Annotated in this window: 12 protein-coding genes; 6 read left to right on the top strand and 6 right to left on the bottom strand. The window is 36.5% G+C overall.

All coding sequences use genetic code 11. The features are described 5' to 3' along the window. Positions 1 to 22: 22 nt before the first annotated feature. The 5 genes from WFH39_RS06435 to WFH39_RS06415 all read right to left on the bottom strand — a co-directional run bounded on the left by WFH39_RS06435 (position 23) and on the right by WFH39_RS06415 (position 5,664). On the bottom strand, positions 23 to 1,570 hold the full coding sequence (locus tag WFH39_RS06435; protein ID WP_235132532.1) for a sensor histidine kinase: 1,548 nt from the start codon (positions 1,568 to 1,570) through the stop codon (positions 23 to 25). A 208-nt stretch (positions 1,571 to 1,778) separates the two neighbouring features. Continuing rightward, entirely contained in the window at positions 1,779 to 2,120 is a 342-nt protein-coding gene (locus WFH39_RS06430) for a hypothetical protein (protein WP_336689221.1), read from the bottom strand. Between the two features lie 57 nt (positions 2,121 to 2,177). Then, positions 2,178 to 4,223, bottom strand: coding sequence for a S9 family peptidase (locus WFH39_RS06425; RefSeq protein ID WP_336689220.1), 2,046 nt, complete (start codon positions 4,221 to 4,223; stop codon positions 2,178 to 2,180). Positions 4,224 to 4,311: 88 nt separating this feature from the next. After that, positions 4,312 to 5,052, bottom strand: coding sequence for a uroporphyrinogen-III synthase (locus WFH39_RS06420; protein WP_108411599.1), 741 nt, complete (start codon positions 5,050 to 5,052; stop codon positions 4,312 to 4,314). Positions 5,053 to 5,064: 12 nt separating this feature from the next. Continuing rightward, entirely contained in the window at positions 5,065 to 5,664 is a 600-nt protein-coding gene (locus WFH39_RS06415; RefSeq protein WP_336689325.1) for a DUF4271 domain-containing protein, read from the bottom strand. Between the two features lie 144 nt (positions 5,665 to 5,808). On the opposite strand from WFH39_RS06415, the gene WFH39_RS06410 reads away from it, so the two are divergent. From WFH39_RS06410 to WFH39_RS06395, 4 genes are read left to right on the top strand one after another with little or no spacing between them, the layout of a single operon-like run. Beyond that, the gene (locus WFH39_RS06410; protein WP_214588195.1) at positions 5,809 to 6,525 is read left to right on the top strand and encodes a polyprenol monophosphomannose synthase; all 717 of its coding nucleotides are present in this window, start codon (positions 5,809 to 5,811) and stop codon (positions 6,523 to 6,525) included. Continuing rightward, entirely contained in the window at positions 6,522 to 6,899 is a 378-nt protein-coding gene (locus WFH39_RS06405; RefSeq protein WP_214588196.1) for a DUF4296 domain-containing protein, read from the top strand. The genes WFH39_RS06410 and WFH39_RS06405 overlap by 4 nt, the downstream gene beginning before the upstream one ends. Positions 6,900 to 6,905: 6 nt before the next feature. Then, positions 6,906 to 8,039 (top strand): tRNA guanosine(34) transglycosylase Tgt, encoded by a 1,134-nt coding sequence (gene tgt / locus WFH39_RS06400; protein WP_235132536.1) that lies wholly within the window; start codon positions 6,906 to 6,908, stop codon positions 8,037 to 8,039. Between the two features lie 22 nt (positions 8,040 to 8,061). Continuing rightward, entirely contained in the window at positions 8,062 to 9,174 is a 1,113-nt protein-coding gene (locus WFH39_RS06395) for an LptF/LptG family permease (protein WP_214588198.1), read from the top strand. Here the strand turns inward: WFH39_RS06395 and WFH39_RS06390 are convergent. Next, a complete protein-coding gene (locus tag WFH39_RS06390; protein ID WP_336689219.1) occupies positions 9,168 to 9,881 on the bottom strand; it encodes a biotin--[acetyl-CoA-carboxylase] ligase in 714 nt (237 codons plus the stop codon). The genes WFH39_RS06395 and WFH39_RS06390 overlap by 7 nt on opposite strands. An 86-nt stretch (positions 9,882 to 9,967) precedes the next feature. On the opposite strand from WFH39_RS06390, the gene rsfS reads away from it, so the two are divergent. Together rsfS and ftsH are read left to right on the top strand one after the other, a co-directional pair. Further along, positions 9,968 to 10,330 (top strand): ribosome silencing factor, encoded by a 363-nt coding sequence (gene rsfS, locus WFH39_RS06385; protein ID WP_076391563.1) that lies wholly within the window; start codon positions 9,968 to 9,970, stop codon positions 10,328 to 10,330. 23 nt (positions 10,331 to 10,353) lie between these two features. After that, positions 10,354 to 12,366: an ATP-dependent zinc metalloprotease FtsH gene (gene ftsH, locus WFH39_RS06380; RefSeq protein ID WP_214588201.1), complete on the top strand. Its 2,013-nt coding sequence runs from the start codon at positions 10,354 to 10,356 to the stop codon at positions 12,364 to 12,366. Positions 12,367 to 12,434: the final 68 nt, after the last annotated feature.

Genomic DNA, 12,434 nt, shown 5'->3' with positions numbered 1-12,434 from the left:
GTTTATTGGATAAAAATTTTATTTATGCCATCGGAAGCTTTATTGTAAATGTGCTTCCTTTTCCTTTTTGTGAATCTACAATAATCTGTCCCTTATGGAGTTCCACAATCTTTTTTACATAAGACAGTCCTAAACCCTGTCCTTTTACATTATGAATATTTCCGGTTTCTTCCCTGAAGAATTTTTCGAAAATTTTCGTTTTATTTTGGGTTTCCATTCCCATTCCCTTATCTGAAACTTCTATTACATAAAAATGACCTTCATTTCTTGTTTTAATAGAGATTTCCGGCGTTTCCGGCGAATATTTATTGGCATTGTCCAAAAGGTTTACCAGCATATTCGAGATGTGGAATTCATCAATTTTAAAATTATAATTCGTTGCATTAAATTCCTCTCTCAGCGTACCGTTTCTCTGCTTTACAATAAGACTGAAAGATTCTGCCGTTCTTCTGATCAGTTCTCTTACGTTGGTTTCCTTCAGGAATAATTTCACTTCATTACGTTCGAGTTTAGACATATTCAGAACATTTTCCACCTGCTTTTTCATCCTCAGATTTTCCTGCTTAATCAGTTCCGAATAGTATTTTACCTTTTCCGGATTGGTTGCAATCTTATCATTCGCCAAAGAGTCTGTTGCTACAGAAATCGTTGCCAGAGGAGTCTTAAACTCGTGAGACATATTGTTGATGAAATCTGTCTTTACTTCTGCCAGTTTTTTCTGTCTCATCATATAATTAATGGAAATAATATAAATTCCCAAAATGGTAAGCAGCGAAAGAAAGGTTCCCAAAAGCATCGGCCAGTTGTTCATTGCAAGAGAGTATTCTTTTTTTGGAAAAACGAGCGCAAGATTATATAATGTTCTTTCTTTTTTATCTGTAAAAAGTGGGTATGAGTATCTGTTGCTATCTTTTTCTTCTTTATAATCTTTTGTAACAACACTTGTTACTTTGTTATTTTTATCTGTAATTCCGTAACCGAATTTTGCTGAAATACCTCTTACTCTCAATTCTTTTGCAATTACAGAATCCAAAACTTTTGGATTTACACGCTTAGTAATTGGGATGTTATTTCCTACGATTTTTGCATATTCACGCATATAAAAATCTCCGTTTTCTAATCCCTGATTAATATCAGCAGTAAGAATTTCTCTACTTGTTGTATCTCTTTTTATTTTATAGGCGGCTTCATCAGAATACAGTTTTGTAAGCTTAATCGAATCTCCCTGCAGAGAAATCGGAAGCTGGCTTTTTTCAATAATATTCTTAGAATAAATAATCTGTCTACGCGTTCCGGAATCTTCTACCTGCTGAATCGTGGTTAAAGTAGGCTGATCACTGTTTGCTAAAATATTATTTCTGAAATCTTTATTGTCTTCATTTAGATATTTATCTACCTCAATTTCTCCAATGGTTTTTGCTGTACCTTCTAAAGCAGAATACACTTTATTGGAAAACTCCTGTTCCAGTGCTCCGTAATAATTTTTCAGCCAATAAAACTGGAGTGTAACGAATACAATCAAAGAGATCGTCATAAACACAGAAATTATTGGGATGAACTTATTATTCATTTACTTTATTTTAATCGATTTTGAAATAATGAGTGTTAAAATTAATTATTTTATGACTTGATAAACAAAAAACGCGCCAATAAATTGTGTAATTTTTCTTAAAAAGGCGTTATTTAACGTTTTTTTATAAATTTTTAATTTTTGTTATAATAAACACTATGTGTAAAATAAAAAAGGAAAGTAAAAATTTACTCTCCTTTTTTTATTTCTAAAGTATTTCTTCATCCTGAAAATACTGAATAATTGCTTTTTTCATTAAAAGCTGCTGTTCGTTCGGTTTCAGTTCTGGAAGATCTTCCAGTTTATCAAAGTGTGGATATCCGTCGTCATCGTAATGCGAAAATTTATAATATCCGAAAGGCTCCAGTAATCTGCACACTGAAATGTGGATTAAATTTACCTTATCGTCTTTTGTGTATTTCTGCTGTCCGCTTCCCAGTTCCTGAAGTCCGATCAGAAAAAGGTAGGTTTCTATCGGAGCATTTTTTTCCGTATCGAAATTTTCAATAAAGAATTGCTCTATTTTTTGCCATAATTCCGCTTCGTTCATTATATATCAATTCTTTTTATTGTTTATTCTGTTTTTTCGGGAAAATAAACATAATCCCTATATTTTACCTTCCAGTTTCATCAGGAAAGCATATTCCAGAGCATCTTCTTTCAAAGATTCAAATCTTCCGCTCGCTCCGCCGTGTCCTGCGCTCATATCTGTTTTGAAAATCAGGATATTGTCATCCGTTTTCAGTTCTCTCAGTTTTGCCGTCCATTTTGCCGGTTCCCAATATTGTACCTGAGAATCGTGTAATCCTGTGGTAATCAATAGATTTGGGTAATCTTTAGCTTCCACATTGTCATACGGCGAATATTCTTTCATATAATGATAATATTCTTCATCATTCGGATTTCCCCATTCGTCGTATTCTCCTGTTGTTAATGGGATGGTTTCGTCCAGCATGGTCGTTACAACGTCCACAAAAGGAACCTGTGCTACAATTCCGTTGAAGAGAGAAGGTTCGTAATTCATTACCGCTCCCACCAGTAATCCTCCTGCGCTTCCGCCCATCGCGTACAAATGTTTTGAGGAAGTATAATTTTCTTTAATTAAAAATTTTCCGGCATCAATAAAATCAAAAAATGTGTTTTTCTTGAACAGCATTTTTCCGTCTTCATACCATTCTCTTCCCAGATATTCTCCGCCTCGTATGTGGGCAATTGCGTAAATAAAACCTCTGTCTAAAATAGAAAGCCTCACGTTTGAAAAACTTGCATCAACAGTGTGTCCGTAACTTCCATAACCATATAAAAGTAAAGGTGTATCTGCAGATTTTGGGGTATCTTTATGGTAAACCAGAGAAATGGGAACTTTCGCTTCTCCGTCTCTGGAATCTGCCCAGATTCTTTCGGAAATATAATTTTCGGCAAAGAATTTTCCGCCCAAAACTTCCTGCTGTTTCAGAAGTTTTGTGGTTTTTTCCTTCATATTATATTCGTAGGTGGAACTTGGCTGTGTAAGAGAAGTGTAGCCGTAGCGGAGAACTTCCGTGTCAAATTCCAGATTTACTCCGATGTAAGCGGTATAAGTAGGATCTGAAAACGGCAGATAATGTGATTCCTGCGTTTTCTCGTCAATAATCTTGATCTGTAAAAGACCTTCTTCTCTTTCTTCAAGAACCAGATAGTTTTTAAAGATCTCAAAACCTTCCAGTAAAACTTCCGGACGGTGAGGAATTACATCCACCCAGTTCTCCATTCCGCAGTTATCGATCTTTGTCTTTACAATTTTAAAATTGAAAGCATCGTCTGCGTTGGTAATAATGTAGAATTCATCTTCATAATGCTCAACCGAGTATTCCAGATCATCTATTCTTGGCTGAATAATCGTCCAGTCTGCGAAAACGTCATCGGAAGGAATAAATCTGTGCTCATCCGAAATGGTGCTCGAACTGGCAATAAAAATATATTCCAGAGATTTGGTTTTGAAAACATTTACGTCGAATGTATCATCTTTTTCATGGAAAATCAGCACATCATCCGAAGAATCTGTTCCCAGTTTATGTCTGTACACCTGAAAAGCTCTTAAACTTTCATCTTTTCTGATGTAGAAAATATGCTCGTTATCATTTGCCCAGACTGCTTTTCCTGTGGTGTTTTCAATTTCATCAGGAAGTGTTTCACCGGTCTGTAAATTTTTGAATTTAATGGTGTAAATTCTTCGGCTCACGTTATCTGTTGAAAATGATGCCAATTGGTTGTTTGGAGAAACAGCAACACTTCCTACTTCAAAATAATTTTCGCCTTCTGCCAAAATATTAACGTCCAGAATAATTTCTTCTTCGTTTTCGAGACTTTGGTATTTTCTGCAGAAAATAGGATATTCTTTTCCCTCTTCGTAACGAACGATGTACCAATATTCGTTAAAGAAATAAGGTAAAGATTCGTCATCTTTTTTATAACGGGCTTTCATTTCCTCAAAAAGTTCTTCCTGAAAAGGTTCTGTATCCTTCATGATGAAATCTGCATACGCATTTTCTTCTTCGAGATATTTTATTACTTCTGGATTTTCTCTTTCGTTGAGCCAGAAATAGGGGTCTAACCTTTTATCACCGTGTGTTTCAAGTATTTTTTCTATTTTTTTTGCCTTTGGAGCTTCCATTCAATGTTAATTCTTGTTCAAATTTAGTTAAAAAAAAACCATCTTTCCGGTAAGAAAAGACGGTTGCTTTATATTTTATATTAAAAACTTATTTATGTAATGCTTTAATATACTTTTCCAATGCCATGGTCATGGACGGAGTTTCCTTTGTAGGAGCCATTAAATCTACTGTTAGCCCTGCTTCTTCTGCTGCTGCTGAAGTAGTTGCACCGAAAACGCCGATTTTTGTTTCTTCCTGCTTGAAATCCGGAAAATTCTGCTGTAGAGATTTAATTCCCTGCGGACTGAAGAAAATCAGCATATCATAATCTTTTACATTGATGTCTGTAAGATCGCTGCAAACGGTTCTGTACATGATGGCTCTTTTCCAGTCTACATTAGAAGCTTCCATTGTTTTGGTAATATCCGGGCTTAAAACATCTGATGATGGCAAAAGATATTTTTCGCTCGGGAATTTTTTAAACAGCGGAAGAAGATCCGAGAAGTTCTTTTCCCCGAAGCTGATCTTTCTTTTTCTGTACACAATATGCTTTTGAAGATAATTCGCAATGGCTTCCGACTGGCAGATGTATCTCATCGTATCAGGAACCGAAAAACGAAGCTCTTCAGCTAATCTGAAGTAATGGTCGATCGCGTTTTTACTCGTGAAAATAATTCCGGTATATTGCGTAAGATCGATCTTTTGTGTTCTAAGCTCTTTATTGTCAACTCCTTCGACGTGGATGAAAGGACGGAAATCAATCTTTATCTTTTCCTTCTTTGCAATTTCCAGGTACGGAGACGACTCACTTGGCGCTGGTTGAGAAACCAATATAGACTTTATTCTCATCATTGACAGTTATTAAAAAAACAATAGTTTCCAAAGCAACAAAATGGGTGCGATTTGGAGCGTGCAAATATACAAAAATTTATAATACCATTTCTCAGGTAAGATGTTGTTCTTGTGAAATAAATAGAAAAACACCTTGAAAATGAATACAAAAGAGAAAAAGAAAATGTAATATAAAAACATTTTATTTCTGTCGATCGGGAAATAATAGTGGGTTACACATAAAATTATTAACAAAAAAGACAGGACAAAATAAAATTTTGTAGAGGTAAAATAAAAAACAGTCCATTTCTTTCCGTCGCCAATGCTTTGGAAAAATAAAAATCCTAAACTTGATTTTATTGCATAAAAAAATATGACCGCAATTAAACAAAAACCAAATTTATTAAGCTGATACCCCAAAATCTGAAGATCGGCAACATATTTTGGAACTATGGGAATATACTGGGAGATCAGAACCGAAAGCGTAAGTGTAATAACACAGGATGTGATTACCCAGCTCGGAAGGTTGTTGCTGGCGTCAAAATACTTTTGAAGCAGAAAATCTTTCAGGTTGGCTTCTCTTTCTACGACGTTCATCATAAAAAGGTATAAAAAGATACAGCCCAGCAATATAAAGATTACCCAATCGTTATGTTCAGGTATTCTTACATGATTTATAAATGTTTGTGATAAAGGCAACGGAATTTTTTTGCAAAATTATAGATTATTTTGTATAAAATAAAAAGGTTAAATAAACTATCTTTGCAAACTGAAATGAAAAAACTGGTCATAATTCCGACTTACAACGAAAAGGAAAATATTGAAAATATTATTTCCGCAGTTTTTGCATTGGAAGATGACTTTCATATTTTGGTAGTGGATGACTCGTCTCCTGATGGAACGGCGGACTTGGTGAAGGAATTGCAGAAGAATTATCCTCATTATCTTCATCTGTCGGTACGAAAGGTGAAAGATGGTTTGGGAAAAGCATACATTCATGGGTTTAAATGGGCGATCGAAAATAAGTATGATTATATTTTTGAAATGGATGCCGATTTTTCGCACAACCCGAATGATCTGCCTAAGCTTTATGAAGCCTGTTTAAAAGCAGACATGGCAATCGGTTCCCGTTATTCCAAAGGAGTAAATGTGGTGAACTGGCCTATGGGAAGAGTTTTGCTGTCTTATTTTGCTTCAAAATATGTTCGTTTTGTTTTGGGACTTCCGATTCATGATACTACGGCAGGCTTTGTCTGTTTTTCAAGAAAGGTTCTGGAAGAAATCGGTTTGGATAACGTAAAATTAAAAGGATATGGATTTCAGATCGAAATGAAATTCAGAGCTTTTAAAAAAGGATCTAAAATTGTAGAAGTTCCTATTATTTTTACCAACAGAATTCTGGGAGAAAGCAAAATGAATGGCGGGATCATTCATGAAGCGGTTTTTGGAGTTTTAAATTTAAAATGGAAATCCATCATCAACAGATTATGAAAAAACTGATCTTCATTTTTGTTCTGATGTGTCTGTTTTCATGCGGAGACTACATCGATAAGCCTAAAAATCTGATCCCGAAAGATCAGATGGCAGAAATTCTGGCTGATCTTTCCATTAACGATCAGGCAACTTTCATGTATCCCAACACGAATCTTGAAGCAGGAACAAGATATATCCTGAAAACACATAATGTAAAATCTCAGGATTTTGTGGAAAGCTTCAAATATTATGTGGTGAAGGAAGAGATGAGCGGTATTGCAGATGATGCCCAGAAAATAGTATTAAAGAAAGATCCCAAAGCGGATCAGTATGTAAAGGATAAAAAAAATAAATCAGGAAATCTTCAGAATCCTCCTGCTTTATCGAGATAATTTAAGATGCAAAAGTTTTTTAATATAGAAAAAACCTCTGAGGGAAAGGCAAGAGCGGGAGAACTTACCACAGATCACGGTAAGATTCAGACGCCTATTTTTATGCCTGTAGGAACGGTTGCAAGTGTAAAAACAGTTCACCAGAGAGAATTAAAAGAAGATATCAAAGCTCAGATTATTCTGGGAAATACTTATCATTTATACCTTCGTCCGGGAATGGAAGTCATGCAGGAAGCCGGAGGTTTGCATAAATTCATGAACTGGGATCTGCCGATTCTTACGGATTCCGGAGGTTTTCAGGTGTTTTCGCTGGCGAGCAGCAGAAAAATGTCTGAAGAAGGAGCCCGATTCAAATCTCACATCGACGGAAGTTACCATATGTTCTCTCCCGAAAAATCCATGGAGATCCAGAGACAGATCGGAGCCGATATTTTTATGGCTTTTGATGAATGTGTGGCGTATCCGTGCGAATACAATCAGGCAAAAACATCCATGGAACTTACACACCGTTGGTTGAAAAGATGTATCGAATGGACGGAAAACAATCCTGAATTGTACGGTCACAAGCAAAGACTTTTCCCTATTGTTCAGGGATCTACTTTTTCCGATTTAAGAAAAATTTCCGCAGAAGTTATTGCGGAAGCCGGAGCGGAAGGTAATGCAATCGGCGGTCTTTCCGTAGGCGAGCCTGAAGAAGAAATGTACAGAATTACAGATGAGGTTACCGATATTTTACCAAAAGAAAAACCGAGATATTTAATGGGAGTGGGAACTCCGTGGAATATCCTGGAATCCATCGGGCTAGGTATTGATATGATGGATTGTGTAATGCCAACAAGAAATGCCAGAAACGCAATGCTTTTCACATGGAAAGGCGTAATGAATATGAAAAACGAGAAGTGGAAGAAAGATTTTTCGCCTCTGGACGAATTTGGAACAAGTTTCGTAGACAGAGAATATTCTAAAGCGTATGTAAGACATTTGTTTGTTTCTAAAGAATATCTGGCAAAACAGATTGCTTCCATTCATAATTTAGCTTTTTATCTGGATCTGGTAAAAGTGGCAAGAGAACATATTATGGCAGGAGATTTCTATCAGTGGAAAAATTCGGTGGTTCCAATTCTTCGTCAGAGATTATAATTAAAAATAAAAACGCAGTAAAATGCTTAAAATAATAGACCGATATATCGTTAGAAAATACCTTGGAACATTCAGTTTCATGCTGATATTGCTGTCTATTGTTGTTTTGGTGATCGACGTACAGCAGAAAATTCCAAGAATTGAAAATGCAACAGCGCTGGATCCGAAACTTAATGTTACGTACTTCCTGATTCATTTTTATCCTTTCTGGATCGTGAATCTGGTCATGACGTTCCTTTCGATTCTCGTCTTTATTTCGGTAATCTATTTTACCTCAAGAATGGCAAACAATACCGAGATTGTTGCCGTTATCAGTAGTGGAGCGAGTTTTCACAGGTTTGCAAGACCTTATTTGCTTACATCCTTGTTTATTGCTGTTTTGTCATTGGGAATCAATCACTTTTTGCTTCCCTGGGCGAATATTCAGAAAAATCAGCTTGAAGCCTATACCTACAATGCAACCAATAAAGAGAAGGTTTTAGGAACGGCTCCCGTTTCTGCGCAATTAAGCAAAACGGAGTATATCTTTATCAATTCATGGAATAAAAGAGAAAAAAGAGGTTCCGGATTCGTCTATCAGAAGTTTGATAAGGATAGAAGAATGACGTACGAGTTAAAGGCTTCTGATGTTTCGTGGGATAAAGACAAAAAAGAATTTGTACTGAATTCCTACACGGAAAAAACCATCAATAAAGACGATACAGAAAAGTTGTCCAGCGGTTTCGATCTGAAGAAAAAATACGGTCATGATCCTGAAGAACTTTTCCCCAATGAACTTTTAGGGCAAAATAAAACAACACCGGAACTGATAAAATTCATCAAAAGAGAAACTGAAAAAGGTAACAGCAACTTGAATGCGCACTTAAACGAGCTTCACCAAAGAACTTCGATGCCATTTTCCATCGTTATTCTTACCTTTTTAGCGCTGTCGCTTTCTTCACAGAAAAAACGAGGCGGATTGGGTATTAACTTGGCTCTGGGTATTTCTTTAGCCTTTGTTTTTGTATTTTCCTTTGAAGCTTTAAAAGTGGTTTCGGAAAATAAAAGTATTTCGCCTGCTTTGGCGATGTGGCTTCCCAATATGATCTTTTTCCCGCTTGCTGCTTTTCTTTACATTAAAAGAGCCAATCAGTAAAGTAATTTTATTTCTTTGTGATAGAAAGATCGTAGTCCGTCATTTTCAAGATCAATCCAGAGTTCACCATTTTCATCAGCCTTTTTGATGATGCCATTTTGGCGTGTTTTTTCGAGTTCGAACACCGATATTTCGTCTTTTCGGAACAGGTTTTCATTGAAAAGTTTGAGGATTTCCTCTTCCGATGGAATATTTTTCAGTTTTTCGGTTAAAAAATCATGAAGTTGTAAAGTGAAATCATTCAGGTCAAAACTTCTTCCGGTCTGCGTTAAAAGCGATCCTGCATTGGAAATTTCAAATTTTTCCTGAAGAATATTAAATCCGGCTCCTGCAATGAAATATTGATTTTGATTAAATTTTTTCTTTTCAATAAGGATTCCTACGATTTTTTTACCTTTAAGAATCATATCGTTCGGCCATTTTATTTTCACGTCGCCGTCAGTCAAATTGGCAAGGAAATCCCTTATGACAATTGCGGTATAATAATTGAACATAAAATCCGAGACTGTAAAGTGTTCAGCCTTTACAGCAAGAGTATAAGCCAGATTTTTTTCAGCCGTTGAAGACCATGTATTTCCGTACTGTCCGCGACCTTTCGTCTGATTGAATGTGTGAAGTGCAATAAAATCTGAATCTTCATAAAGTAAAAACTTAGATATTTCGTCATTAGTAGAAGAACATTCTTTCACATAAAACAGTGCGCTCATTTAAGAAAACTTTAAGACTTTAAAAGGCTAAAAATAAGGCTAAAGTAAAAGAAAAACAATAAATTTGCAGATTATAGTATTTTTTAATGAATAAAACAGTAGAAAAACAAGCGCTAATAGATAAAATTGTAGAGGCTATCCAGGATGTAAAAGGTGAAGATATCATGATCTTTGATCTTTCCAATATCGAAAATTCAGTAGCAGAAACGTTCATCATCTGTAGCGGAAACTCAAATACGCAGGTTTCGGCGTTAGCGGGAAGTGTAGAGAAAAAAGTAAGAAACGACCTTAAAGACAGACCTTGGCACGTAGAAGGTACCGAAAACTCTATGTGGGTTTTGGTAGATTACGTTTCCGTAGTAGTCCACATTTTCCAGAAAGAAGTAAGAGAATATTATGATATTGAAGAACTTTGGGGAGATGCTGTGATTACGAAAATCGAAAATTAATTATTAAATTTTAAAAAGTATAAATGAACAATAAAGGATTTAACTGGTTTTTTCCTATCATGATTGTGGCACTTGTGCTGTTCTTTGTAGCCAATTCTATGGGCGACAGCAGCGGTAAGACAATCGATGAAGATGGTTTCTTCAGAGAAATGCAGGCAGGGAAAGTCCAGAGAGTTTTAATTGACAAACAGGCTCAGAAAGCCGATGTATTTTTAACACAGGCTGCGAAAACAGCAACTGTAAAAAAAGACGATAAATCGAATCCTTTTTCGGGGCTTGTAATGGCTCCAAAGGCAGATTACTCGCTTAAATATGGAGATCTTAGACTTTTCCTTGAAAAATTTGATGCCATCAGAATGCAAAATCCGGCGATAAAAACGTCTAAAGATTATGCGGAAGGCGAAAGCCCGTTAACGAGCTTTTTAATTCAGGCATTAATCTGGATTGCGATTCTAGGGATCTTTTATTTCCTTCTTTTCAGAAAAATGGGAAGCGGAGGCGGACCCGGCGGACAAATTTTCTCCATCGGAAAGTCGAAAGCAAAACTTTTTGACGAAAAAGAAAGAATTCAGGTAACATTTAAAGATGTTGCAGGTCTTGAAGGAGCGAAAGAAGAAGTTCAGGAAGTCGTGGATTTCCTTAAAAACTCAGAAAAATATACCAAACTGGGAGGTAAAATTCCGAAAGGAGTTCTTTTGGTGGGTCCTCCGGGAACCGGTAAAACATTATTAGCAAAAGCAGTAGCGGGAGAGGCGAAAGTCCCTTTCTTCTCGCTTTCAGGTTCAGATTTTGTGGAAATGTTTGTTGGGGTAGGAGCTTCAAGAGTAAGAGACCTTTTTGCTCAGGCGAAAGCAAAATCTCCTGCGATTATCTTTATTGATGAGATTGATGCCATCGGACGTGCAAGAGGAAAAAATAATTTCTCTGGCGGAAATGACGAAAGAGAAAACACACTGAACCAGTTATTAACTGAAATGGATGGTTTCGGAACCGATACGAACGTTATCGTAATGGCTGCAACCAACCGAGCGGATATTCTGGATAAAGCCTTAATGAGAGCCGGACGTTTTGACCGTTCCATTTATGTAGACCTTCCGGAACTGCACGAAAGAAGACAGATTTTTGATGTTCATTTAAAGAAAATCAAGCTTGATGATACTGTAGACAGAGAATTCCTGGCAAAACAAACCCCGGGATTCAGTGGAGCCGATATTGCAAATGTTTGTAATGAAGCAGCCTTAATTGCAGCAAGAAACAACCACGCTTCGGTAACGAAACAGGATTTCCTTGATGCGGTAGACAGAATTATCGGTGGTCTTGAAAAGAAGAATAAAGCCATCAAACCTTCTGAAAAAAGAAGAGTTGCTTATCATGAAGCAGGACATGCTACGATTTCATGGCTGGTAGAACACGCTTCACCACTATTGAAAGTAACGATTGTTCCGAGAGGACGTTCTTTAGGTGCGGCTTGGTATCTTCCGGAAGAAAGACAGTTAACAACTACAGAGCAAATGCTGGATGAAATGTGTGCAACATTGGGAGGTAGAGCAGCAGAGCAGGTGATATTCAATAATATTTCCACCGGAGCGCTTTCTGATCTTGAAAGTGTAACCAAAAGAGCTCAGGCAATGGTAACCATTTATGGTTTGAGTCCGAATATCGGGAATATCTCTTACTATGACAGTTCAGGACAGTCTGAATATTCTTTCGGAAAACCTTATTCTGAAGAAACTGCGAAGAAAATTGATATTGAGATCAAAGGAATTATCGAAAATCAGTATGACAGAGCGGTTCAGATTTTAACTGAAAATAAAGATAAGCTTGATGCTCTGGCGAATAAGCTTTTAGAAAAAGAAGTAATCTTCCGCGAAGACCTTGAAGAAATTTTCGGAAAGAGAGCATGGGATCCTGAATTAACAGAGAAACCTGTTACCAATACGATTCCGGATGCTAAGGAACCGCAAGAACAGATTCTGACTAAAGAAAAAGAAGGAGACAGTGAAATTCAGGCTCCTGAAAGCCCGACACAGCTTTAAAATTTCTTTAAATTTAAATAACACAAAACCTGACAGTTCTGAAATTGTCGGGTTTTTTTATATTTCTC

The organism is Chryseobacterium sp. MMO-72 (genome assembly GCF_037146035.1).
GTDB classification, from domain to species: Bacteria; Bacteroidota; Bacteroidia; order Flavobacteriales; family Weeksellaceae; genus Chryseobacterium; species Chryseobacterium indicum.
Note: the sequence above shows the minus strand (reverse complement) of the source record. Positions and strands in the feature narration are given on the sequence as shown.

Coding starts and splice junctions, on each gene's coding strand:
- WFH39_RS06410 (WP_214588195.1), top strand. CDS start 5,809: ATGAAAAAACTGGTCATAATTCCGACTTACAACGAAAAGGAAAATATT.
- WFH39_RS06430 (WP_336689221.1), bottom strand. CDS start 2,120: ATGAACGAAGCGGAATTATGGCAAAAAATAGAGCAATTCTTTATTGAA.
- WFH39_RS06420 (WP_108411599.1), bottom strand. CDS start 5,052: ATGAGAATAAAGTCTATATTGGTTTCTCAACCAGCGCCAAGTGAGTCG.
- WFH39_RS06395 (WP_214588198.1), top strand. CDS start 8,062: ATGCTTAAAATAATAGACCGATATATCGTTAGAAAATACCTTGGAACA.
- WFH39_RS06435 (WP_235132532.1), bottom strand. CDS start 1,570: ATGAATAATAAGTTCATCCCAATAATTTCTGTGTTTATGACGATCTCT.
- rsfS (WP_076391563.1), top strand. CDS start 9,968: ATGAATAAAACAGTAGAAAAACAAGCGCTAATAGATAAAATTGTAGAG.
- tgt (WP_235132536.1), top strand. CDS start 6,906: ATGCAAAAGTTTTTTAATATAGAAAAAACCTCTGAGGGAAAGGCAAGA.
- WFH39_RS06390 (WP_336689219.1), bottom strand. CDS start 9,881: ATGAGCGCACTGTTTTATGTGAAAGAATGTTCTTCTACTAATGACGAA.
- ftsH (WP_214588201.1), top strand. CDS start 10,354: ATGAACAATAAAGGATTTAACTGGTTTTTTCCTATCATGATTGTGGCA.
- WFH39_RS06425 (WP_336689220.1), bottom strand. CDS start 4,223: ATGGAAGCTCCAAAGGCAAAAAAAATAGAAAAAATACTTGAAACACAC.
- WFH39_RS06405 (WP_214588196.1), top strand. CDS start 6,522: ATGAAAAAACTGATCTTCATTTTTGTTCTGATGTGTCTGTTTTCATGC.